The following is a 22,866-nucleotide window of genomic DNA, read 5'->3' on the forward strand; positions in this document are numbered from 1 at the left end:
TCAGTCCGTTCCGGGCCGATGGGTTTTCTAGAGGAACTTGACGCCCTGGGCGAGCGGCAGTTCGCCCGAGAAGTTGATGGTGTTGGTTGCTTGGCGCATGTATGCCTTCCAGGAATCGGAGCCGGATTCGCGTCCCCCACCGGTTTCCTTCTCGCCACCAAAGGCGCCGCCGATTTCAGCTCCGGAGGTTCCGATGTTGACGTTGGCGATGCCGCAGTCCGAGCCACTGGCAGAGAGGAAACGCTCGGCCTCGGTCTGGTCCTGGGTGAAGATTGCCGAGGAAAGACCCTGCGGGACGCTGTTGTGGATCTCGATGGCCTCATCCAGGGTGTCGTAGGTCATGACGTAGAGGATGGGGGCGAACGTCTCGTCGTGAACGACGGCGGTCTGGGCCGGCATGCGCACGACGGCAGGTTCAACGTAGTAGGCCTCGGGCTGGTCCTCAGCCAGGACGCGGTTGCCGCCGTAGACCACCTCGCCGCCTTCGGCCACGGCCTGGACCAGTGCATCCTGCTGGGCCTTGAAGCTGCCGGCGTTGATCAACGGTCCGACCAGGGTTTCTTCCCGGGTCGGGCTTCCGATGTTCAGGGTGCCGTAGGCGTCTACGATCCGGCTGACGAGCGTGTCGGCGATGGAGGAGTGAACGATGAGCCGGCGAAGGGAGGTGCAGCGCTGGCCGGCAGTGCCGGCTGCGGCGAAGACAATGCCGCGAAGCGCAAGGTCCAGGTCTGCCGATGGCGCAACGATGGCGCCGTTGTTGCCGCCGAGCTCCAGCAGGGCACGGCCGAAGCGCTTGGCGATCAGCGGGGCGATTTCCTGGCCCATGCGTACCGAACCGGTGGCTGAAACCAGGGCGATGCGCGGGTCCTCGACCAGCTTCTGTCCGCCCACACGATCCGTCAGGAGCAGGTGGTGGATCCCTTCGGGTGCCCCGACGTCACTGACAGCTCGCGCCAACAGCGTGTCGACGGCGAGGGCAGAGAGGCGGGTGGCGTCCGCCGGCTTCCAGACCACCGTGTCGCCGGCGACCAGTGCCAGGGCGGTGTTCCAGGCGTAGACCGCAACGGGGAAGTTAAAGGCCGAGATGATGCCTACGACGCCGAGGGGGTGCCAGGTTTCGGCCAGGCGGTGGCCGGGCCGCTCTGACGGCATCGTCTTGCCGTACAGCTGGCGGGACTGGCCAACGGCAAGGTCCGCGATGTCGATCATTTCCTGGACTTCGCCGAGGGCCTCGGAGCGGGTCTTGCCGACCTCGGCTGTGATCAGGGCTGCGACATCTTCCTTGTGTTCGGTCAGCAGCTGGCCCCAGCGCTTGACCAGTGCACCGCGGACGGGGGCGGGGACGCTGCGCCAGGTCTTGAAGGCCTCGGCGGCCTGCGCAATGGCAGTTTCGATTTCCTCGTCGTTGTGGACCTTGGTGCGGAGGATGACTTCCCCGGTAATCGGGGACCGGGTTTCGCGGGTCCCGTCGAGGGATGCGGGGTCAACGCCGATGGACTGGAGGCTCTTGCGGACTTCTTCGGTGATTTCGGCGGTGGCCGGGATGGAGGAGGTAATGGTGGTCATGATTGCCTTCTTTCGGTGCTTGGGTGGTCCTAATCAGGAGGGGAGGTCGGTGATGGTGATGCAAAGTTGGCGTTCGGCGTCCTTGACGGAGGCGTTTTGCTGCGCGCTGTACAGCTCGTTGGGATCGAGGATCCTGCTACCCAGGACTTCGGAGAGACGGTCAATGTCGTAGGGCGTTCCCAGCTGCCCATCGTCGCGTGAGCCGTCGTCGGTGAGGTTGGACTGGAAGATGCCGGCTGCCGAGCGCGGCAGGAAGTCTTCGTAGACGATGGGCTCGGGCACCAGGACGCCGGCCTCCACCAGCTGGCGCAGGGACGCCGATCCCGTCGTGGGTGCCTTGGCTGGATCCGCCACGCGGTAGGTGAAGTAGGCGAGCCCCGTCAGCGCCAGGTCCCGCTCATTGTCCGGGAGGTTCCGGCGCCAGACCTGCGCGGCTACCTCCACCCTTGTTGTTCCTGCCGGGGATGCGGCCAGCAGGTTGTCGACTTCGGCAACCAGCCGGTCGTAGACGTCCCTGCCGTGCGGGGTCAAGGCGATGCCGCGCTGCTCCACCTCACCGAACCGGACGCGGAGGGACCCGGGACGGACCCCGCCGTCGGAGTGGCGGAAGTTCCGTTCCTCGGCGAGGGCACGGAAGGATGTCTGGCGGAGCAGGACATCGGGTCCTTCCCAGTTCGGCGGGCCCTGGATCTCATCGATCATGGCAATCCCGCGCGCTTCCATCCGGGCGTAGAGATCATCAATGTCCAGGACGCGTGGGGTGAGGTGGTTGATGTGTGTCGAGGGGACGCCGCCGATGTCTGCAGCTACCGCGGAGATGCGCTCCAGCTTGAAGTACCAGTCGTGATCGACCGGTTCCTGCGACAGTTCGAAGGCCGCCGTAGCCAGGTCCAGAAGCCGGGTGGACTCTTCCGGTACAAGCTCCTTCTCCGCGCTGGCCTTGTCCGCCAGTTCGAGGAGTTCCTGGCTGAACAGGATCCGGGCGCCGATGAAGGTCTCGAGCTGCTTCTCGGTTTCTTCATCGAAGAACCGCCGGTCGTCATGTGCGAGCATCGAGGTGAACACCCGGAAGGGGTTCTTTGCCAGTTCATCGGCATCGATCGGGCGAAATGCCGTGGAAACCACAGGCACCGAGCTCTTGGACGCGTCACGCAGGTCGTAAAAGCCGACCGGATACATCCCGAAGGCTGCGAAAACGCGGGCCACCTGGGCGAGTTCCCGAGCTGATCCGACGCGAATGGCGCCATGTCGTTCGGCGGTAACACGTTGGATGCTCCCGAGCCTCTCGGCATTTTCCCCGTTTTTGCGGATGAAGTCCTCGTTGACCTCTTGGGAGACGTCGACGAGGGTGTTGTAGGCCGGAACCTCGTTCCCGTAAAGCGAGGCCAGGCGCAGGGCGAATTCGGCCCGCAGTTCCCATAGCTGCAGCTTCGTTGTTGTTGGCATGGGCTTGTCCCTTCTGGTGCTGTCTATGTCGGTGGCGATGGAGCAGATGGCAGGATTCTTGGGCGGCTTAGATGATGTGGACCTCCCGGACCTGGGAGAGTTCTCCGGCGAACCTTGCGGCGCTGAACTGCGCCGGATCCATGAAGGATTCCCGGCCAAGGTACATGTCCCTGATCAGCTCACCCACTGCCGGGCCCTGCAGGAAGCCATGACCCGAGAATCCGGTGGCGTACATGAATCCCTCCACAGTGTCCGAAGACCCGATCATGGCGTTGTGGTCCGGTGTGTTTTCGTACAATCCTGCCCAGCCGACTTCCAGGTCCTGGTGGGCCAAGGAGGGTGCGACAATTTCCGCAGCCTGGTTGAAGGCCGGCAGCCACTGGTAGTCGAACTCCCGGCAAAAACCAGGTTCCCTGGTCCTGGTTGGAGATTCCCAGAAGCATCCCGTTGAGGTAGTTGTGGAAGTAGAGAGTGGTTGACAGGTCAAGGGTGAACGGAACCGTGGGAAGGGGCTTGGAGCCCTGCGCAGTCATGCCGATCTGGCGGCGGACAGGCTCAATGGGCAGGTGGACGCCCGCCATCGCTCCGAGTCTCGTTGACCAGGCCCCGGCCGCACAGATGACAGTGGGCGTCCGGATCGTCCCGCGGTTGGTGTGAACGGCCTGGACCTCACCGCCGCCGGCGTCGAGATCCAGGATTTCCGTGTCCTGGCAGATGGTTACGCCGAGCTGCTGGGCCGCTTCGGCGTAAGCCTGGACTACCTTAGACGGCTGGGCGAACCCGTCACGCGGAGAGTATGAAGCGGCCACGAGTGCGCGGGGATCCAGGAAAGGATTGATCTGGTGCGCTTGGTCCGGCGTGACCATCCGGCTGGAACCACCCAGATGGTTCTGGATATGCGTGCTGTCCTCGACCTGCAGAAGCTCTGCCTCGTTTCGGCAGAGGAAGAGGTAGCCAACCTGTCGGAGGCCGATGTCCGTCCTGAACTTCTCGCCGAATCTTTCAAAGGCCTCCAGGCTGCGCTGACCAAGCCTGATGTTTCCGGGATCAGAGAAGGTGGCCCGGACACCGCCGAGCGGCTTGGCTGAAGAGCCGGAGCCAAGGGCGTTCCGTTCGATCAGGACGATGTTCTTCACGCCGGCCTCGGCCAGATGGTACGCAATGCTGGTTCCCATGATTCCGCCACCCAGGATGACAATGTCGCCGGCCGCAGGCAGCGGCCGACCGGGGGTCTTCACCAACGGAACAATATTGTCCACGTGTTTTACAAGCATTGTGATCCTCCAACGTTCTCTTGGATCAAGCTTCAAACCACGCTTCGTTTAGGTCAATCGATACATTTTTAACAATCCGTATAGTATTGCTATATGAAGTGGACCTTCGAGCAGTTGAAAACCTTCAGTGTGGTCGCGGACCTGGGCACGATGACCTCGGCAGCTGAAGCGTTGGGGTTCACCCCGGGGGCAGTCTCTCAGCAGATGGCGGCATTGCAGGCGGGGCTGTCGCGGCCGATTTTCGCCCGGGACGGGCGGAGGGTCACCCTTACCGACGCAGGGGTAACTCTGCTTCGACATGCGCGGATCCTCCTCGAAGCCGAGCGACGGGCAGCAACCGCCCTCAGCGGGCCCCAATCCGAGCAGCGGACGGTGGTCTCGGTCGGAGTTTTTGGCTCGGCAGCGGTCTCCGCCATGCAGCCTGCGATTGAGTATCTGCGGAAAACGTCGCCCAACGTGGCCATCCAAGCAATGGAAGTGGACGTGGAGATCATGCCCCAGGCGACTCTCGACCACCGGATCGATATCGCCTTGGGCCTGAGCTACGACGACGCGCCACAACCGCCTCTGCGAGGGGTGGTGACCGAAGTGCTGCATCAGGAGCCGTTTCTGATGGTGCTTCCTCCTGAGGCCGCCGAGCTGGGTGGTGACGATGCCGCCCTGGTGGACTACGCCAATAACCATGACTGGATCCTCCCGCCCGTTGAGACCTACTTCGGCAGGGCGTGCCGTTTCGCCTGCGCAAAGGGCGGCATTGAGCCGAGAGTCCAGCACACTGTCACGGATACGGCAGTCTCCATTGCCCTGGCCGAATCCGGCGTGGGTATTACGCTCGCGACGCCACTCATGATGGGCCTGCGCCCGACAGACACCCCCACAGTGGCACTGCCGGGCAACTCGCAGCGCCGAATCGTCGCCATTGCCCGTTCCTCGGCGCTCGAAAAGGAAAGCGTCCTGGCCGTGAGGGATGCGTTGATCCAGGCATTCCCGCCCTTGCGGACATAACCGCCCAGCAGAGTCTGGTGCCGCCGCGCTCACCCGCCCCTCCACTGACAGTGCCTGGAGCCCGCTAACCCAGGCGCTCGCCAAAACATCAGGATAACGTTATCCTGTAATTCACCATCGTTTAGCGGGCGGCATTGATGCCTGACCGCATACTCCCCGGGAGCCTCCATGACCCTTGCGCACGTTAGCCCCGAGCTTGAGGACAAGCCGCCGACTCCCGAAGTCGCAGCCGGCGGAGAGGTTCTGTCCTGGGGCAACGATTGCGTCCAGCTGCACTTCCTGCACGGCGAGGACATCGCCCCCAAGCTGCTCACCATCCAGCACGTTCAGGCCCAGCTCCGCGACCTGGAGGAGCTGCGCCGTTCGTCCCTCCCAATCGTGGAGATTGCCCTCGCCGGCGACGGGCGGCACGGTACCGCGGGAAAACGGCACGTGGACGGAGGCGCTGCCCAGCGGCTGCGGCTGACCGATGCGCACGAATCCGAAGCGAACGGAGTCCGCCGGCTGGACCTGCGTGCCACCGATCCCGTTTCCGGTGTCAGCGCAACCGTTCACTATGAACTCGCCGCGGGCTCGTCCGTGCTTCGGTGCTGGACCGACCTGCAGGCCGGAAGCTCCGCCGTCGGCGTTGAATATGTCTCCTCCCTCACCCTTTCGGGGCTGGGCCACGGCCAGGATTGGGAGGAACAGCTTGCCCTCTGGCAGGCTGCCAACCCGTGGTCCGGCGAGTTCCGCTGGCAGCGGGCCAGCCTCGCGGAACGGGGACTGTACAACGTCGGAATGGTGGAATACGGCCAGGTCGGTTCCAAGAACCGGATCGCCGCAACGTCAACGGGCGCCTGGTCCACCGCGGAGCAGCTGCCCATGGCCATCCTTGAGGACCTGTCCACCGGGAGCATGCTTGCCTGGCAGCTGGAGCACAACGGTGCCTGGCACTACGAACTCGGTGACCGGTATAACGACCTCTACCTCACCCTGTCCGGCCCCACCGCGGCTGAGCACCAGTGGACAGTGACGCTGGAGCCGGGGGAGACGTTCACCACCCTGCCGGCTGCCGTGGCCGTGGTCCCCACCGGTGGTCTCGACGCCGTCGCCGCTGAACTGACCGCCTACCGCCGGAGGATCCGCAGGCCGCACTACGACAATGTGGAGCTTCCGGTCATCTACAACGACTTCCTCAACTGCCTCATGTCGGACCCCACAACGGCAAAGGAGCTGCCGCTGATCGCTGCGGCATCGGCGCTGGGCGTGGAGGTCTTCTGCATCGACGCCGGGTGGTATGACGACGAAAACGGCGGCTGGTGGGATTCCGTGGGGGAGTGGGAGCCGTCCATCAACCGTTTCCCCGACGGCGGCCTGGCCGGCCTGATCGGGAAAATCCGCGACGCCGGCATGAAGCCGGGCCTGTGGCTGGAACCGGAAGTGGTGGGTGCACGGAGCCGTATCGCCGAGCTACTTCCAGCCGAGGCTTTCTTCAGCCGCCGCGGGGAACGGATCAAGGAATGGGGACGGTACCAGTTGGACCTGCGTCACCCGGCAGCACGGGCGCACCTTGACGGGGTGGTTGACCGGCTGATGGATGATTTCGATCTGGCGTACCTCAAGCTGGACTACAACATCGACATCGGCGCCGGCACAGACCTGAACGGTGCTGTTGGAGCGGGGCTGCTGGACCACAACCGTGCCTTCCTGGGCTGGGTTACCGACGTGATGGACCGGCATCCTGGCCTGACCATTGAAGGTTGCGCCGCGGGCGGCTCCCGCACGGACGGAGCCTCAGGCGCGGTGTTCCCGATCCAGTCGCTGACCGACCAACAGGATTTCGTAAAGACGCCGCCCATTTCGGCGGCGGCGCCGCTCGCCATCACTCCGGAACAGTCCGGCGTCTGGGCGTCCGTGGAAGGGTCAATGGGAGATGAACAGTTGGCATTCTCCCTGATCAGTGCGCTGCTGTCCCGCGTCCACCTGGCAGGGCGGATCGATACCCTGGGCCCAGCCCAGCTGGATGTGGTCCGGGCCGGCGTGGCGGCCTACAAGGAACTCCGTTCCGGTATTTCCTCCAGCCTGCCCACCTTCCCGCTGGGGCTGCCGGCGTGGCGTGACAACTGGATCGCGCAGGGGGCCCGGCTGGGCCAGACAGCTCTTGCTATTGCCGTGCACCGCCGCGGAGGTGAAGTGGAGCAGTCCATCGAGCTGCCGGCCTGGCTCGGCCAGCACCCCGCGGCCACGGTGGAGTACCCCGCCTGGGGCGCCGAAGACGCCGTGGTTCTTCCCGGATCGGTTCTTCCAGGAACGGCCGGCCCGGCGATCCTGAAGGTCACGCTGGCCGGAGAGAACAGTGCCAGACTCATCATCCTCCGGGCTACCTAGCGTCCGACGGCGGGTGGCGGCCTCTGTCCCGGTTGGAACCTTGGTTCCGGCCGGGACAGAGGTTTTTAAGGCGACGGAGTTATCTGAGACGACGGGGGTCGTGTTTCCAGGGTGCCCGCGGGTGTCCGGTTATTTCGGGCGTGGGAATTCTTGCTTTCGGCCTGCTAATCGCGGGGTGGTGGTGGGGGTTTGAAGTAGTGGTTTTGTTGGGGTTTTTGTTGGGGGTCGATGTGGGGTGGGGGGATGTAGCAGGGGGTGCCGTGGATGGTTTGGATGGTCCATTGGTCTTTGTGGATGAGGTGGTGGTGGTGTGTGCAGAGGAGTGTGCCGTTGTTGGGGGTGGTTGGTCCGCCGTGTGACCAGTAGGTGATGTGGTGGGCTTCGCACCAGGGTGCGGGGACGGTGCAGTTGGGGAAGGTGCAGCCTTGGTCGCGGGCGGTCAGGGCGAGGCGTTGGGTGGGGGTGAAGAGGCGGGTTTTGCGGCCGAGGTCCAGGATTTCGCCGCTGGTGCCGAGGAGGGCGGGGATGATGTCGGCGTCGCAGGCGAGTTTGCGCAGGGTGGTGGCGGCGACGGGGCCGGTGAAGGTGAAGTTCCCCGTCCCGGAACCGGTGCCGTTTCCTGGTCCAGCGTCTGTGAGTGATCCGGTTTCCTGATCTGCTTCCGGGCTGGTGTGGGTGGTGTGGGGGAGGAGGTCCTGGTAGTTGATGGTGGCGAGGATTTGGGGGCGGTTGCCGCCGGTGGTGGGCAGGGTGTTGGTGGTGAGTCCGGCTTTGACGGCGCTGATGATGCCATCGAGTTGTTTTTGGGAGCGTGTGCGCCGGTCCAGGTCGACGTCGTTGTCCTGCCAGATGTGTTGATTCGCGTGAGTGCCGGTATTTGTCGCTGGTGCGTCGGTGCTGGTGTGGGGTTGCTGCCCGGTGGGTGTGGTGTGGGTGCGGGGGTTGGTGGCGGTGTTCATGACGGTGAGGAGGTGTTCGTATTGGTCGGTGGTGGCGAAGATTTCGAGGTGGTGGAGGCCGTGGCGGGGTTTGCGGATGAACGCGCCCTGGGTGTGGCGGAGGGCTTCTTCTGTTGGTTCGGTGCCGTCGGCGTCGATGGTGTCGGCCCAGCGGCGGGCTACCCGGGCGAGGAAGTCCGGGCCTGCGGTCGCGGCCGTGCGGGTGAGGTCCTGTTCGATCCGGGCCAGGGTCTCCGGGGTGGTGTGGTGTTGGAGCCGGTCCAGGGTGAGGCTGATGATGGTCCCGGCCCGGGAGGACACCACCGGGCCCGCCACCGCGGCTGAGAGTGCGGGATCCGCCGCTTCCGTGTCACTGTCGGGGATGGTGGGGGTGAGTCCGGCGGCGAGGTGTTCGCGGGCCGGTGGTATCCGGTCGCCGGTGAGGGTGGTGGCGGGCAGGACGTCGTGGGCGAGGCGGAGCCGGCGGCGGGCTTCGGTGATGCCGATCCTGAGCCTGATCCGCAGGAACTCGGCGGTGTTCCGGCAGCCGTCGTCAGCCGGCGACACCGGAACAGGCCTGGTCGTGCCCTCGATGGTGGCGGTGTGGTTGGGCCATGCGGCGTCGGTTTCGGTGAGGGTTTCGGTTCCGTGGTCCCAGCCGGTGACCCAGGACCGTCCTGTCCGGGCGGCCCGGGTTGTTGCCGCGGCGGCGATTGCCCGGGTGCGGGCGCGGTCCACGGTGCCGGCTCCCAGGATCTGCAGGTACTCCGTAGTCCGGGAGAGCTCTTCCACCAGGCCCGCGTAATTGGCGGCCTCGACGTAGCCGGCCATAGCGAGTTCTTCGGGAGCAGCCGCGGCGGCAGCATGAACCAGGGCAACAGCGTCCGCCAGCCCCACCGAAGGGTGGGCCGAAAGAGCCGGCCGGGCGCCGCCGTCGAACACTCCTGTTCCCGCGCCGCCGTCGGACGCTCTGGTCCCTGATTCCGCCGGTGTGGAAGCGCGGGCCAGTAAGGCGACGCTGCCGCCGTACCCCGCAAGCTGATCCCCAATGGCTTCCATAGGACTACTCTGCCAAAGGGGTACGACAATAACGGGTCGTCCAAGTGGCTGGCACGCTACGGACGGCCAGCCGATCAACGTGCGCGCCGACGTCGAACGCGCTGATGCCGGAAGAGGCACCAACAGGCGAATCAGCGCGCGTCAGCAGGGCGGATTTACCGCCCTGCCCCGCGTGTTGAACTCTAAGAGCTTCCATAGAAACACTCTTCCAAAGAGCACTGACATTTAAACCGCGCTGCGCTCCCTGGCCCAAAAATCAGCTGGCGGGCCCCGTAGAGACCGGGCGGACCTGGCCGGCTCAGTCCGGCGAGGATCTGCAGATGCTCCAGGATCCGGGAGAGTTCCGGCGTCTGGCCTGCGAAACGGGAAGCAGAAGAAGCGCGGGTCAGTACCGTGACGCTGCCGCCGTACACCGCCAGTTGATCCCCAATGGCTTCCATAGGTCTACTCTGCCGCGAGGGTACGACAAAAACGGGACGTCCCGGTGGCGAGCAAGAGCACCTTACGAACGATGCAGTCGTGCTGGGTGAACTGGATGTCCTTCCCGCTGTCAGCCGACGGCGGCGGTGGACTCCCTGAGGATGAGTTCGGGCCTGACGGTGGAAGAGCCGGGAGAGGTCCCCGTTGCGACGGTCGACGCCAGAAGGGCAAAGGCCCTGGCACCCAGATCCTGGAAATCCTGACGGACGGTGGTCAGTGCAGGCCGCCACAAAGCTACGTGCGGCTGGTCATCGAAGCCCACGACCGACACATCCTCCGGGACGCGCTTGCCGCTGTCCAGCAGGGCCCGGATCACGCCGATGGCGACGTCGTCGTTGCCGCAGAACACGGCCGTGACGTCATCCCGTGCTGCGAGCTCCTGCCCCACGCGGTAGCCGCTGGCAGGTTCCCAAGTGGCATGCAGTACCGGCGGGATGGCTGCCCCGGCGGCAGTCAGCGCGGCCCGCCAGCCATCCGTGCGGCCCGAATGCTTGCCCATGGTGGGGACCGAAACGTGGTGGACAGTCTTGTGCCCCAGTGACAGCAGATGATTCGTGGCGTCCTTCCCGGCTCCGCGTTCGTCGAGCAGGGCCCCCGGTGCCTTGCCGGCGCGCCTGGTCCCGCCGCCGGCGACCACCAGCGGGATGGAACTGGGGAAGGCCTTGACGGCGGCAAGACCTGGCCGGTCAAACTCCAGGATGATGACGCCGGCCACCGGCTGCGACAGGACAAGGTCGATGGCGGAGTTGACGGCGTCGTCGTCATCAGATTCAACCACGGCGATGATCACGGACATGCCTGACTGCCGGGCCGCCTTCTCGATGCCTTCGATGGTCTTTGCATAGCCATAGTTGGATGTGCCCCCGGTAAGCACGGCCACCATGGACCGTTTCCCGGACCGGGTGGCGCGGGCGGCGCCGTTGGGCCGGTAGCCAAGTTCAGCGACGGCTTCCATCACCCGCTCACGGAGTTCCGGTGCAACGAATTTGCTGCTGGTCAGGACGCGCGAGACTGTGGGAACGGATACCCCTGCGGCCTTGGCGACGTCGCTCAGCACGGGCACTTTCTGCCTCAGGGGAGGCGCCGGTTCCTTGGTCACCTTCACAGCGTAATGCCAAATGCTGCGAATGACGGAAAGGTCCGGGGACGACGGGCAATCGTTTTCATCTGGGCTGCCTAGTCTGTTTGGTAACGGAAATCCGTGAAGTCCGCGGTGAAGCGCCGGTCCCGGAGATCCTGGGCGGCGACGCCGACGAAGGCGCCGGTGAATCGCAGGGCCCCGCCGTGGTCATCGGACAACTGGAGGGCGTTCAACTCCGGCCCGATGGGGCGCAGCTGGTTGTTGCCTTGGGCCCAGTGGAACTGTAACTGGGCGCCGTTCAGTGTGCCCTCAAGACGGAGGGGAAGCCCAGGCTCCACCACAGCGGCCCCGTGCGACTGCAGGCCTGTCAGGGGATCCTTTTCAAAGACTTCAAGGATCTGTTCCACGGCAGCGTCGCCGGGAACCAGGTCTCCGCCGATTTCGCGCACGGTGGTCCTGAGATAGAAGTAGCTGGCGGTGTTGTAGTAGAAGATGAGGCCTGCACTCTGCGTGAAGTTCGCCGGTCGCGCCTCAACGGTGACAGCAGCCGTAAGGGTGGGTCCTGTCAGCCGCCTCGCAACGAGGGACTGCTCAAACAACGAATCTGTGCTGTGACGGCCTTGGAGCCTTAGCCAACCGGGACGGTCGGAGAGGCTGGCCCAGCTCGAGTCGGCGGCATGGCGCAGTGTGCTCCACGGCCAGCCGACGGTCAGCCGGCCATCCGAGGAGGAACCCGGGGTGAAGCCACCGAACCTGCTGGCAGCGTCCGGCAGGGAAGGCGCCTCCGGTCCGGAAGCAACGGCAGGAGGGGCGCCGGGACCGCCGGCGGAATCGGAGCCTGCACCAACGGCGGAATCGGAGCCTGCACCAACGGCGGAATCGGAGACAGCGCCGCCGTCGGACTCGGAGACAGCGCCGCCGTCGGACTCCGGCGCCGGAGCTTCGACTGTCAGCGCGGGAGACCACCCGCCTTGCTCCAGCCGGAGCCAGCCGTCATCCGTAAGGCGGAGACGCTGGACACATGTTTCGCGTCCAAGCACCGAATACTGCTTGCCGTCCTTTTCAGTCCAGCGGCTGGCCAGGTGCGCCAGGAACATTTCCCCCTGGGCGTCGACTGCCATTTCGCCATGGCCGGCTTTCTGCAGCTCATGGGAAGGGTCGTCCCTGGTGGTGAGCACTGGTCCGTGGGGGTCGGCCTCATACGGTCCAAGCAGCTCATCCGCCCGCATCATGGCGATTCCGTGCTTTTGCCCGGTACCGCCTTCTGCCAGCATCAGGTAGTACTTGCCGGCAAAGAAGTAAAGGTTGGGCCCCTCGATGAGCACGGGGCGGCGGTGGATGATTTTTGGTTCCCCGATGCTGGCCGTGCCGTCGACGTTCAGCTCTTGGAGGTTGATGCCGGCGAAGCCACCGCGGCCCGTGGGCCGGTGGTCCCATTCCATGTTGAGCAGCCAGTGGCGGCCTTCGTGATGGAAGATGGAAGGGTCGAACCCGGTGGTGGTGACGCGCGCCGGCGCTGTCCATGGTCCCGCCACGTCGGATGCCCGGGAGATATAGGTGTCCATGTCCTTATGCGGGCCGCCGAAGCCACGTACCACGGTGAAAACCAGCCAGAAGGTGCCATCGCTCCAGCTCAGGGATGGCGCCCAAATGGCCCCGGAGTCCTGCAGCCCGCGCAGATCGAGAAGGGCATCGGGGCCCGAAAACGAACCGGCGTATTCCCAGTCCACCAGGTTCCGTGACCGATGGATGGGAATGGCCGGATACCACTCGAAGGAGCTGTTGGCGAGGTAGAACCATTCTCCGACGCGGATCAAGGAAGGGTCCGGTGAGAAGCCCGGCAGCACCGGGTTGGTGAGCAGTGTCATGCGATGGTCTCCAGGTCTGGCGGCGCGACGGTCAGCGATGCGAGGGTTTCGGGGTATGCGAAGGGGCGGCCCGCCACGTACCGTTCCAGTTCGGACAATGTCTTCCGTAGCGACCTCGTTGGCGCCGACGCCGGCAGTGGGAAAACGTTATCCCAATCATGCGGCATGCGTCACAGACAGTCAACATGCTGGGCCCTTTGTCCCAAATTCCGGGAAGGCGGACTCCTGCGCCCCTCCGCAGGGTTGTCGGGGGGAGACGTACAAACGCAAGGAAACGGACGACGGCGGGACGCGCCGCTGTCCGGTTCCTTCCCCTCCGGACACGCCGCTCAGTCGTGGTCGAGTTCCAGCCACTCGCACCAGCAGACGAGCTGGACAGAATCCAGCTCAACGAGGTCCCCGGGCGTTCCGTCCCGGCGACGCTGGGCCTCCGCGGGCACGCCGACGCGGGCTTCCCGGGAAAGCGGGAGGATCTGGAGGGTGACCTCAGAATTCCGGTGGATCCCGGCGTCGTGGATTTCCAGGATCCATGGAGAGCCGTCCCAGAACCGGTCCGCCACCACGGTCCCGTCGACCAGCAGTTGGGCAATGTCCCCGGCCCAGGCGATCTCCAGCTCTGTGTGCAGCTCGCCGGTGAATGCTTCGGCCGGGAGGTTGATGCTGTAGGTCTGCGCCAGGGCATCGATGGTTTCCGGTGTGGGAGCCGAGGCGCGGTTCGCCAGGGTCCCGTACGACGGCGGCACCGGCCGGGCGGGATGCCGGAGTTCAACGCCAACCCGCAAAACCGAACCAACCGGCCGTTCGTCTTGCCCGGCATCCGGGGCCTGGGCGGCTACAGCCGTGAAGGAGCGCGAGTCCGGCCTGTAGCGAAGTACTTCGGGCTGCATCCCCGCCCGGCCTCCCAGTCTCCCGGACGCAGCAACCCACACGGGGTCCTTGGACAGAATGAGTTCGCGGCCGTTGATAGTGTCCAGGACCCAGGCTTGATCCGCCGCGGGGGCCGGGAGAACCAGGAGGTCCAGTGCGGACTCCCCGGCCCGCGCCGTGACGGTCACTGGATGCTCCGTCTCCACCACGTAAACGCCGTCACCGAGCGCGGTGGCCGGACCACTGACGGTGGTTCCATCTGCGAAACGGAACTCCACGGGAACGCCGGCTTCCGCAGCCAGCACCAGAGTGGGCGAGGGCGCCCGGACCTCAGTGGAGAGAATGGTCAGCGGCGAGGCGGTGGCCCATTGCAGCATCACGCCTGCCACGTCCAGGTTTACTGGCCAGTGGGCGATGGTGCCCGGCGGGATCTCGGTGGGCCTGCTGGGGAAGGTCACGGACGCCTCCTGGAGCCCGATCTCGAACTGCGTGTCCGGACAGGCCAGCAACGGGATGTGCGGCTGGTGCCAGGTGATGAAGACGAAGCCCGACTGGCCATCGCTGCGGAGTGCCCACCTGAGTGTTTCCGTATCCTCGATGCCCGCCGGCCTTGCCGTAGGCAGGGTGGAGGGCATCTGGGCGAGCCGGTCGCCGAAGGCTGCCAGGAACGCATGCTGCTTCCTGAGAGCAGAAAAGCTGGGGGCAAGCCGGCCCGAGGAGCCGATGGGGGCGTGGAAATCGTAGTCGTAGCGGGGAAGATCGTTGGGATAGCCCGTGGCGTGGGACTCCTGCATTCCGTCAGCGGGGTTGGTGCCGCCGACGAACATGTAATAGCCCTGCCACGCAGAACCGTTGCCGATCTTGTTGTGCGCCACCGCCGCCACGTCCAGGCCGCCCGGCCAGGGCCGGCGCTGGTAAGCAGTGGCCATGCCACCTGCCAACTCGCAGGTGGCCGGCGGATAAAGGGCCGACGGCGTGCGCGGCGCAGCGGCGGCGGCACCGGTGCTGAGGTGCTCGCGCAGGTCCGCGCCGATTCCGGGATCGTCCCACACATGGCTGAAGAAATAGTGTTCCCGGAAAGTGGGGTCCCACGGGGAATCAGCATCAACCCAGAAGCCGTCCCCGTACCCGCCGAAGAGTGGCAGGACTTCCTCCTGCGGCAGGTCTGCGCCGCCCCAGGCTGTAGCGGTCCAGATGGGGGCCGAAAGCCCGGCCTCCCGGGCAAGGTCTTTCAGTTCGCGGATGTGCTCAGGCTGGTCGTACAGCTCGTTCTCAAGTTGGATGCCGATGATGTTGCTGGCCGGGCCCGTCAATCCAGCAACTTCCGCCCCCAGATGGCCGAACCAACCCTTGACCAGCCGGAGATAGGCAGGGTCGTTCGTCCGGTGTTCTACTCGGGAGGCCTGCACCCAGTCCGGGAACCCGCCGTTGCGGACCTCACCGTGGCACCACGGGCCGATCCGGAGGACGACGTCCAGCCCGATCGAGTCGCACAGCCTGACAAACCCGGCAACGTCCAGGTTGCCGTCGAACCGCACTCCGCCCTCATGCTCTTCGTGGTGGATCCAGAAGATGTAGCACGCCACCACCGTGATGCCGCCACCCTTCATGAGCCGCAGCCGCTCTTCCCACCGTTCCCGGGGGAGCCTGCTGAAGTGCAGTTCGCCTGAGACAGGAATGCCGGGCTTCCCTCCGATCTCCACGTAGCGGTTGGTCACCCTGTACCGCTGGTGGACGTCCACAGTGTTGCTCATGGCCGGCCGAACGAACGGTGAATCCCAGGCTTGGTGGGAGGTGCCGAGAGTTCGCGTCTTGCTGCGGGCCGGGGTGCTCATGGTGGAAATCTCTCTGCCGAGGCGGACTGTTTGATGACGAATTGCTGACCCGTTCGTCGCGGTCACGGGATTGTCTGAGCTTATAAGGTCCGTTGGTGGGCTCATGGCGCCGCCCTGCTATGACGAAGTCCAGGTCGCCATACTGGCTGCGGGGCGCACCCGTTGAAACGGCCCGCCGGTGACTGAATACTGGAAGTCAGGGTTCAGACCAGGCGCAAGGGCGGTGACAGGCGATGAGCGGCGGGGTGGGGAATTTCAGGCGGCGACTGGAACGTGCAGCGGAACTCCGTTCCTACCGCGGCGCAGGCCTCAGCGCAGAGGAAGAGGCGGCGATTGAGGCCGCCGAGGAGAAAGAACGGCAGAAGCGCAAGAAGGTGGACGACGCGGCGCGGGTGGAATACCTGATCCGTGACGCGATGGCACAGGGGAAGTTCGACAATCTCAAGTACTCCGGCAAGCCCATCCCGGGGCTGGGTGAGGCCTATGACCCCGACTGGTGGGTCAAGGGCCTGATCCAGCGGGAGCACATCAGCGGCCTGGGCCCCAAGGCCATCCTGCTCCGGACCGAGGACGCCGAACTGGATGCCCGGCTCGACGCCCAGTTCACCGAAAAACAGGTACGGGACATCCTGGCGGACTTCAATGCCCGGGTGATCGACGCCCGCCGCCAGCTCCAGGGCGGTCCGCCGGTGGTCACCAAGACCCGCGATGTGGAGGCGGAAGTGTCACACTGGCACGAGCGCCGCGCGGCCAAGGCCAAGACCGCCCCAGCTCCGCCGGATCCGGCGCCAAAGCGTTCGTGGTGGCAGCGCGTCTGGAACGGCACGGGATAGTCCGGAAGCCGACGACGGCGGCAGCTCCCGCCATCGTCCGCTTCCGCGCACTACGGCGCCGACACCACAAAAAGCTCACACAGCGAGTTGTAGTACTCCGACGTCTGGCCCGCGTGACTCATCCCGATCCGCCTGCAGACCTTCTGGGATGCCACGTTGCCGGGAGCCGTCACCGCCACCACCCGCTTCACGCCGCTGGAGAAGGCGTAGTTCAGGACGGCGGCCGCGGCCTCGCACGCGTAACCGTGCCCCCAATGGTCCGGGTGGAAATGCCAGCCGATCTCCGTATCGCCGGACGGCCGAAGCGGCAGGGATTCCCCCGACGCCGGGATGGACTTCAGGAGCAGCGTTCCGGCCAATTGGCCGCTGGCCTTAAGCTGGACGGCCCAGACCGCGTGCACCGGATGGTCCTTGCTCCGCCAGGCATTGATCCGCTCCACAGCCTGGGAGCGTTCCACCATCACCTGCGGTACCGCGCCGATGAAGCGCTGCACCTTCCAGCGTGAGTACAGGTCAAAGGCGAAGTCAGCGTCGTCCGGCTCCCAGATGCGGAGGGTCAGCCGGTCAGTCTCGAGAGCTTGCACGTCCTCATCCTTCCACGCGCCTGACGTGACCGCGCCGCCGTCGTGGAGCAGAATGGAACGTCAGATCGATCCCCGACGAAAGGCCCGCTCCACCATGGCAGAACCGAGTTGGGTCCAGCACGCCGTGTGGTGGCACGTCTACCCGTTGGGTTTCACCGGGGCGGAGAAGGAAGCGCTCCCGGCCTCAGCTCCCGGCGAACACCGGCTCAGGAAACTGATCCCGTGGCTGGACTACGTGCTGGAACTGGGAGCGTCAGGCATCGCCCTGGGGCCGGTCTTCGCGTCGGAAACACACGGCTACGACACCACGGATTACTTTCGCATCGACCCCCGTCTGGGCGACGACACGGACTTTGACGACCTCATCCGTGAAGCCCACGACCGCGGTATCCGGGTGCTCCTGGATGGAGTGTTCAACCACGCCGGGCGCTCATTCCAGCCCTTTAGGGACGCCTTGGTCCAGGGGCCGTCCGCGCCCACGTCACCGTGGTTCAGGATCAGCTGGCCAGACCAGGGCGCCGGCACCGGGCCGGATATCGCCGAACCGGACTATGAGGACTTTGAAGGCCATCACCACCTGGTTGCCTTCAACCACGACGAGCCTCAGGTGGCGGACTTTGTCACCGGGGTCATGAAGCACTGGCTGGGACGCGGAGCGGACGGCTGGCGGCTGGACGCGGCCTACGCAGTGCCTTCAGCTTTCTGGTCGACAGTGCTGGCCGAGGTCCGCACCGACTACCCCGAGGCTTATTTTGTGGGGGAGTACATCCACGGCGATTACGCCGCCGAGGTGCGCAACGGGACCTTGGATTCCGGCACGCAGTACGAGCTGTGGAAGGCCGCCTGGAGCTCACTCAACGACGCGAATTACTACGAACTCGCTGCCGCGCTGGAGCGCCACAACACCTTCCTGGACACCTTCGCCCCGCTCACGTTTGTGGGCAATCACGACGTCACGCGCATTTCCAGCCAGCTCAAGGATCCGGAGCTCCTGCCGCACGCCCTGGTGGTCCTGTTCACCGTGGGCGGCACCCCGTCCGTCTACTACGGCGACGAGCAGGCGTTCCGGGGCGTCAAAGAGGACAGGACAGGGGGCGACGACGACGTCCGTCCAGTTTTTCCCGGCTCACCGTCGGACCTGTCACCCGCTGGGCAGCACATTTACCGGCTGCATGAGCAGCTGATTGGCGTGCGACGGCGGCACGCCTGGCTGCATATGGCCCGCACCAGGGTGCTCTCCCTGAGCAACGAGCACCTGGTGTACGAGGCAGCCGAAGCAGGAGACGGCGCGTCCATAGTGGTGGCCCTCAACCAGGCGGCACAGTCAGCGGAACTTGAGGTGCCGCCGTCGGCCTCTATCCTGCTGGCGGGGAATGGCAGCCTAACCCGAAACAACCGGCTCGCAGTGCCGGCGCGTGGCTGGGCCATCCTGTCCGCCGGCGACTGACGGCCGCTCTGCGAGGGACCTGGCTAGGGCTTCGGGGGCGTACCCACCATGGACGGCGGGGGAGGCGGGAACGGGTCCGCCGGGTAGAGTCGCGCCACCTGCTGCATGTAGTTGGCCCATTGCGGGCCGGCGACCATGTATCCGTCAAGGCGCTTGTAGAACGTGCCGTTGACGGTGACGTTCTGGCCGGGGCGCTTCTGGCCGTCCAGGGCGTCGCCGAAGAATGACGCCGTGGCAAGACCCGAGGTGTAGCCCACCACCCAGGTGGCCCCGTTGTTGTTGGAGGTGCCGGTCTTCGCCGCGATGGGCATCTGGGTGTGGAGCTTGGGGTTGATGTACACGCCGGAGCCCACCTTGAGGACATCCTGGAGCACGGCGTTGACACCGCGCGCCACCTCCGGTTTCACGGCATTGCGGCACTCGCTGGTCTGGGCCGGAAGCTTCCCGCCGGCCACGTCTGTTACCTCCACCAACGCGATTGGGGCGCAGTACCGCCCATCGCTGGCGAACGTGGCAAAGGAATTGGCCATGTGGAGCGGGGCCACGCCGATGGCACCCAGGATGTTGCCCAGTTGGTGCATGTTGATTTGGGCACCGTCCAGGCCGCTGTGCAGGCCCACGGCATCCACCATTTTCTGGATGCCGCAGAAGTCGAGCTGGGCGGCGGTAGCGAAGGTGGCGGTGTTGATGGAGTTATAGAGCCCGTAGTTGATGGGCATGCGCCGGTAGTATCCCTCGTCCGCGTTCTGCAGGTCATCGGCCGCACCCAGTTCAGGATTGTTCTGCGCCGTGCTGTAGGCCCCCAGGACCTTCCCGCAGCTGGATCGCCACGGGAAACCCAAGGGGTACACCCGCTTGGAGGCGTCCACCTCAGCGGTCAGGGTCTTGCCCTCGTTGAGCCATTGAGCGAACGTGAAGGGTTTCATGGTGGACCCGGGCTGGAAGCCGCCGGCACCGTTGAGGTCATTGCCCTGCGCGTCTTTGGAATCCACGTTGAAGTTCAGGTGGGTATCGAACTTTCCTGGCTCCGGCAGGAACACGGTGTTCTGCGCCATGGCCAGGATTTTCCCTGTGCCGGGCTGAATGGTGACCAAGGATGCGCCCCACCGGTCCGGATTTGCTCCTGCCGTGCCGTCAACCTGTGCCTGTGCGGCTGCCTGCAGCCTGCTGTCCAGCGTGGTGACGATAGTCAACCCGCCCCGGAAGAGCTTCCGCTCCCGCTCGATCAGGCTGCTGCCGTACGCCGGGTTGTTCAGGATCAGATGCGAAACGTAGTCACAGAAGTACGGCGCCATGGCCGCATTGGCGCAGCCCTGCCTTCCGGGGTTGAGCTTGAGTTCGATGGGGGTGGCCACGGCCGCGTCATGGTCCGCCTGGGTGATCTTGTCTTGGGTGAGCATCTCGCCCAGCACCTGGTTGCGGCGCGTGATGGACTTGTCCGGATTCAGTGCGGGGTTGTAGAAGCTGGGGCTGTTCACCAGCCCTGCCAGCAGGGCGGCCTGCGGCAGCGTGAGCTCCTTGGCTGTGGTGCTGAAGAAGTACCGGGCCGCGGCCTCGATGCCGTAGGCGTCCCGGCTGAAGAACACAATGTTCAGGTACCCCTCAAGAATCTGTTCCTTGCTGAACTTCTTCTCCAGCGCAATGGCCAGCTTCATTTCCCGCAGCTTGTCGCCGACAGACTTCTGCCCGCTAAGGATCACCTGGTCATTCTTTTCCGCCGACAGCAGGGACTCGTTGACCACGTTGGTGACGTACTGCTGCGTGAGCGTGGACGCCCCCTGCTGGGTGCCGGCGGTCATATTGGAGATGACTGCCCGGAGAATCCCTTGGGGATCGAGTCCGGCGTGATCGTAGAAGCGGCTGTCCTCGATGGCCACAATGGCATCTTTGATGTAGGGGGACATCTGGTCCAGGGGAACTCTCACCCGGTTCTCAACATAGAAGGTGGCGATCGGCTGCCCGTCGGCCGTCAGGACCTTGGTGGACTGCGACGGCGGCGTGACCACCAGTTCCTCGGGCAGGCTGTCGAAGAAGGTGATGGATCTGCTGATCCCGAAGCCGGCAGCAGCAACGGCCGGAACCACCAGGCTCGCAGCTAAAACGCCGCACAATGCACTCGCAGTGAAGAACCCGAGGACCCTTCCCAGGGCCGCGGCCAGACCGTGTCTGCGTTGCTTCTTCTGCGCCATTTTTCAGCTCTTTAGCTAGCGACGTGACAACAGGATACGCCGCCGGGACACGCTTCAGCCAGAGTCCGTGCGGCTGATTTCGACTGGATTTTTCCGTGAGATTTTTCGCCTGATCACTCTTGACCACCGATATTCAGCGATATATCGTTAAGTATCGGTGAATGGTTCGCCGATGCTGAGCATGGCAGACTAAAGAAAGGAAGATGCCGCTATGAAAAACTTTCATGACGACAAATTTTCGGACACCGGATTCGGAAGGGGACGCTTCGAGCGCGGCAGGGGACGCCGGGGACCCCACGGACACCGCGGAGGCGGGTTCGGACCCGGCTTCGGCCCAGGTTTTGGGCCCGGCTTCGGACCTGGATTCGGACCCGGAGGCGGTTTTGGCCCCGGGTTCAGAAGGGCCAACAGGGGTGACGTCCGTTGGGCGATTCTCTCGCTCCTGGCCGAAGCGCCCTCCAACGGGTACGCATTGATCAAGACCATCGCGGAGAAAACATCCGGGGCCTGGCGGCCCAGTCCGGGGTCGATTTACCCCACCCTGCAGCAGCTCGTGGATGAAGACCTCATCGCTCCCCTCAGCGAAGGCCGGCGGACTGAGTTCACGCTCACCGATGCTGGGAAGGCGTACGTGAGCGAACACGCTGAGGAACTGGACAACGCCTGGAACGCTGAATCGGAGGGATCCGGGCAGGCCTTTTTCCAGAGTGTGGGAAAGCTGATGGGGGTCATCCACCAGTTCCGCGCCGCAGCCACCGATGAGCAACGCAAGGCCGCGGTGGAGAAAATCGACGAAACCCGCCGGGCTCTCTATCACATCCTCGCGGACTAAGCCCTCTCCTGAACCTCTCTCAAACGGTTTCGTGGATATGAACGGTTGCTCACCGCCCGGGGAGTGCGGCAGTTCGCGTAGCGTGGGTGCATGCCTCTGTCCGCGCCACTGAATGAATTCGCGGTGGCCACCGCGCCCGGCGTGGAGATCCGTTGCTACGACACCGGCGGCAGCGGACCCGCCGTAGTGATCCTCCATGGCCTCGCAGGCAGTGCCCGCGAATTCTTCCCGACGGCGGCGGCGCTGCCCGAGTTCCGGACCCTGCTAATGGACCTGCGCGGCCACGGCGGAAGCACCCGCCACCCCGGTGACCTCTCCCGCGGAGCCTACGTGGCCGACGTCGTGCGCGTCATCGAAGAAACCGCGGCGCGGCCGGTCACCTTGGTGGGGAGTCGATGGGCGGCCATACGGCGATGCTGGCGGCAGAAGCCCGTCCGGATCTGGTGGCCAGGCTCGTCCTGCTGGAAACGGATGCCGGCGCCGGGAACCCCGAAGATCATGCAGCGTTGGGGGAGTACTTCAGGTCCTGGCCTGTCCCGTTTCCCAGCCGGGAGGCTGCGCGTGCATTCCTTGGCGGCGCACCCCTGGCGGAAGCGTGGGCTGCCGACCTTGAAGAACGTAGGGACGGTTTCTGGCCGCGGTTCGACGCCGGTGTGATGGTGCCTGCTCACCTGACGGCACAGGTGGTCAGATCGGTCTTGACTGCGGCGGCCGCGTCTCCTGCGTAACCTGCCACCTGTAGCATCATGACCATGTCCACTGTGCTCGATATGGCAGGTCCCATCCTGGAGATGCTGACCTGGTTATGCCTGCCGATCGGGCTGGTCCTGCTGGTGTACACGGGGATCCTGCGGCGCTTCGTGAATCCGTGGGTCGTGGCCGAGGGCGTGGTGTACTCCGACGCCACCGGCACGGGCTTCCGGTGGTTCGACCACAAGTACCGGATCCATCACGCGCCGATGTCACCCCACGACATCAAGGACATGGCAGTGGGGGACACCCTCCCCATCTACTACCACCCCAAACGCCCCACACAGTGGCAGACCGCAGCTCCGGAGCCTGCCGGGAGGACCGCCGTCGTCGTTGGCCGGCTGCTCACAGGCGTTGGAACCTTGGCCCTGATCGTGGGCTTTTTTCTCCCGATGTTCTGAAGTGCACGTTGAAGCGGCGGGGTGGCAGCGGCCCATTTCCA

Annotated in this window: 16 protein-coding genes and 2 pseudogenes; 7 read left to right on the forward strand and 11 right to left on the reverse strand. The window is 65.0% G+C overall.

Translation table 11 applies throughout. The annotated features are described in order from the left end of the window. Positions 1-27: 27 nt before the first annotated feature. The 4 genes and pseudogenes from amaB to QFZ30_RS01795 form a co-directional block, all read right to left on the reverse strand. Positions 28-1,566, reverse strand: coding sequence for an L-piperidine-6-carboxylate dehydrogenase (amaB, locus tag QFZ30_RS01785; RefSeq protein ID WP_307072917.1), 1,539 nt, complete (start codon positions 1,564-1,566; stop codon positions 28-30). A gap of 33 nt (positions 1,567-1,599) precedes the next feature. Beyond that, complete coding sequence (gene hglS, locus QFZ30_RS01790; RefSeq protein ID WP_307072918.1) at positions 1,600-3,012, reverse strand: 2-oxoadipate dioxygenase/decarboxylase; 1,413 nt, start codon at positions 3,010-3,012, stop codon at positions 1,600-1,602. Positions 3,013-3,238: 226 nt separating this feature from the next. Continuing rightward, a pseudogene (locus tag QFZ30_RS21920) lies at positions 3,239-3,499 on the reverse strand (hypothetical protein); the annotation flags it as partial. After that, a pseudogene (locus QFZ30_RS01795) lies at positions 3,459-4,286 on the reverse strand (NAD(P)/FAD-dependent oxidoreductase); the annotation flags it as partial. The pseudogenes QFZ30_RS21920 and QFZ30_RS01795, both read right to left, overlap by 41 nt. A gap of 93 nt (positions 4,287-4,379) precedes the next feature. Between QFZ30_RS01795 and QFZ30_RS01800 the strand changes: the two are divergent. Together QFZ30_RS01800 and QFZ30_RS01805 are read left to right on the forward strand one after the other, a co-directional pair. Then, positions 4,380-5,291, forward strand: a complete 912-nt coding sequence (locus QFZ30_RS01800; protein WP_307072922.1) for a LysR family transcriptional regulator — start codon at positions 4,380-4,382, stop codon at positions 5,289-5,291. Positions 5,292-5,459: 168 nt separating this feature from the next. Then, positions 5,460-7,661: a glycoside hydrolase family 36 protein gene (locus QFZ30_RS01805; RefSeq protein WP_307072924.1), complete on the forward strand. Its 2,202-nt coding sequence runs from the start codon at positions 5,460-5,462 to the stop codon at positions 7,659-7,661. Positions 7,662-7,825: 164 nt separating this feature from the next. On the opposite strand, the gene QFZ30_RS01810 is transcribed toward QFZ30_RS01805, so the two are convergent. From QFZ30_RS01810 to QFZ30_RS01830, 5 genes are all read right to left on the reverse strand, one after another. After that, positions 7,826-9,658, reverse strand: a complete 1,833-nt coding sequence (locus QFZ30_RS01810) for an HNH endonuclease signature motif containing protein (RefSeq protein WP_307072926.1) — start codon at positions 9,656-9,658, stop codon at positions 7,826-7,828. Positions 9,659-9,840: 182 nt separating this feature from the next. Then, complete coding sequence (locus QFZ30_RS01815; RefSeq protein WP_307072928.1) at positions 9,841-10,098, reverse strand: hypothetical protein; 258 nt, start codon at positions 10,096-10,098, stop codon at positions 9,841-9,843. Between the two features lie 110 nt (positions 10,099-10,208). Further along, on the reverse strand, positions 10,209-11,237 hold the full coding sequence (locus tag QFZ30_RS01820; protein ID WP_307072931.1) for a LacI family DNA-binding transcriptional regulator: 1,029 nt from the start codon (positions 11,235-11,237) through the stop codon (positions 10,209-10,211). A 77-nt stretch (positions 11,238-11,314) separates the two neighbouring features. After that, positions 11,315-13,087, reverse strand: a complete 1,773-nt coding sequence (locus tag QFZ30_RS01825) for a family 43 glycosylhydrolase (protein WP_307072933.1) — start codon at positions 13,085-13,087, stop codon at positions 11,315-11,317. 329 nt (positions 13,088-13,416) lie between these two features. Further along, complete coding sequence (locus tag QFZ30_RS01830) at positions 13,417-15,789, reverse strand: beta-galactosidase (protein ID WP_307072935.1); 2,373 nt, start codon at positions 15,787-15,789, stop codon at positions 13,417-13,419. A gap of 233 nt (positions 15,790-16,022) precedes the next feature. Between QFZ30_RS01830 and QFZ30_RS01835 the strand changes: the two genes are divergently transcribed. After that, positions 16,023-16,622 (forward strand): DnaJ family domain-containing protein, encoded by a 600-nt coding sequence (locus QFZ30_RS01835; protein WP_307072937.1) that lies wholly within the window; start codon positions 16,023-16,025, stop codon positions 16,620-16,622. Between the two features lie 50 nt (positions 16,623-16,672). Here QFZ30_RS01835 and QFZ30_RS01840 read toward each other — a convergent pair whose 3' ends face one another. Continuing rightward, complete coding sequence (locus tag QFZ30_RS01840; protein ID WP_307072939.1) at positions 16,673-17,206, reverse strand: GNAT family N-acetyltransferase; 534 nt, start codon at positions 17,204-17,206, stop codon at positions 16,673-16,675. A 52-nt stretch (positions 17,207-17,258) separates the two neighbouring features. Here QFZ30_RS01840 and QFZ30_RS01845 point away from each other — a divergent pair, with 52 nt between their 5' ends. Then, complete coding sequence (locus tag QFZ30_RS01845; RefSeq protein ID WP_307072941.1) at positions 17,259-18,653, forward strand: alpha-amylase family protein; 1,395 nt, start codon at positions 17,259-17,261, stop codon at positions 18,651-18,653. A gap of 23 nt (positions 18,654-18,676) precedes the next feature. On the opposite strand, the gene QFZ30_RS01850 is transcribed toward QFZ30_RS01845, so the two are convergent. Next, entirely contained in the window at positions 18,677-20,842 is a 2,166-nt protein-coding gene (locus tag QFZ30_RS01850; RefSeq protein WP_307072942.1) for a transglycosylase domain-containing protein, read from the reverse strand. A 211-nt stretch (positions 20,843-21,053) separates the two neighbouring features. Here QFZ30_RS01850 and QFZ30_RS01855 point away from each other — a divergent pair, with 211 nt between their 5' ends. The 3 genes from QFZ30_RS01855 (at position 21,054) to QFZ30_RS01865 (ending at position 22,825) form a co-directional block, all read left to right on the forward strand. Next, positions 21,054-21,674 carry a PadR family transcriptional regulator gene (locus tag QFZ30_RS01855; RefSeq protein WP_307072944.1) on the forward strand — a complete coding sequence of 207 codons (621 nt, stop codon included), beginning with the start codon at positions 21,054-21,056 and terminating at the stop codon, positions 21,672-21,674. Positions 21,675-21,764: 90 nt separating this feature from the next. Beyond that, the gene (locus QFZ30_RS01860) at positions 21,765-22,331 is read left to right on the forward strand and encodes an alpha/beta fold hydrolase (RefSeq protein ID WP_307072946.1); all 567 of its coding nucleotides are present in this window, start codon (positions 21,765-21,767) and stop codon (positions 22,329-22,331) included. Between the two features lie 95 nt (positions 22,332-22,426). Beyond that, positions 22,427-22,825 (forward strand): DUF3592 domain-containing protein, encoded by a 399-nt coding sequence (locus QFZ30_RS01865; protein WP_307072948.1) that lies wholly within the window; start codon positions 22,427-22,429, stop codon positions 22,823-22,825. The last annotated feature ends 41 nt before the right edge of the window (positions 22,826-22,866 follow it).

The organism is Arthrobacter pascens (genome assembly GCF_030815585.1).
GTDB lineage: Bacteria > Actinomycetota > Actinomycetes > Actinomycetales > Micrococcaceae > Arthrobacter > Arthrobacter pascens_A.

Bases quoted from the DNA above. Each gene is read 5' to 3' on its own strand.
- amaB (WP_307072917.1), bottom strand. From the start codon at position 1,566: ATGACCACCATTACCTCCTCCATCCCGGCCACCGCCGAAATCACCGAA.
- QFZ30_RS01860 (WP_307072946.1), top strand. From the start codon at position 21,765: ATGCCTCTGTCCGCGCCACTGAATGAATTCGCGGTGGCCACCGCGCCC.
- QFZ30_RS01805 (WP_307072924.1), top strand. From the start codon at position 5,460: ATGACCCTTGCGCACGTTAGCCCCGAGCTTGAGGACAAGCCGCCGACT.
- QFZ30_RS01810 (WP_307072926.1), bottom strand. From the start codon at position 9,658: ATGGAAGCCATTGGGGATCAGCTTGCGGGGTACGGCGGCAGCGTCGCC.
- QFZ30_RS01835 (WP_307072937.1), top strand. From the start codon at position 16,023: ATGAGCGGCGGGGTGGGGAATTTCAGGCGGCGACTGGAACGTGCAGCG.
- QFZ30_RS01830 (WP_307072935.1), bottom strand. From the start codon at position 15,789: ATGAGCACCCCGGCCCGCAGCAAGACGCGAACTCTCGGCACCTCCCAC.
- QFZ30_RS01865 (WP_307072948.1), top strand. From the start codon at position 22,427: ATGTCCACTGTGCTCGATATGGCAGGTCCCATCCTGGAGATGCTGACC.
- QFZ30_RS01825 (WP_307072933.1), bottom strand. From the start codon at position 13,087: ATGACACTGCTCACCAACCCGGTGCTGCCGGGCTTCTCACCGGACCCT.
- QFZ30_RS01855 (WP_307072944.1), top strand. From the start codon at position 21,054: ATGAAAAACTTTCATGACGACAAATTTTCGGACACCGGATTCGGAAGG.
- QFZ30_RS01850 (WP_307072942.1), bottom strand. From the start codon at position 20,842: ATGGCGCAGAAGAAGCAACGCAGACACGGTCTGGCCGCGGCCCTGGGA.
- QFZ30_RS01845 (WP_307072941.1), top strand. From the start codon at position 17,259: ATGGAACGTCAGATCGATCCCCGACGAAAGGCCCGCTCCACCATGGCA.
- QFZ30_RS01800 (WP_307072922.1), top strand. From the start codon at position 4,380: ATGAAGTGGACCTTCGAGCAGTTGAAAACCTTCAGTGTGGTCGCGGAC.
- hglS (WP_307072918.1), bottom strand. From the start codon at position 3,012: ATGCCAACAACAACGAAGCTGCAGCTATGGGAACTGCGGGCCGAATTC.
- QFZ30_RS01815 (WP_307072928.1), bottom strand. From the start codon at position 10,098: ATGGAAGCCATTGGGGATCAACTGGCGGTGTACGGCGGCAGCGTCACG.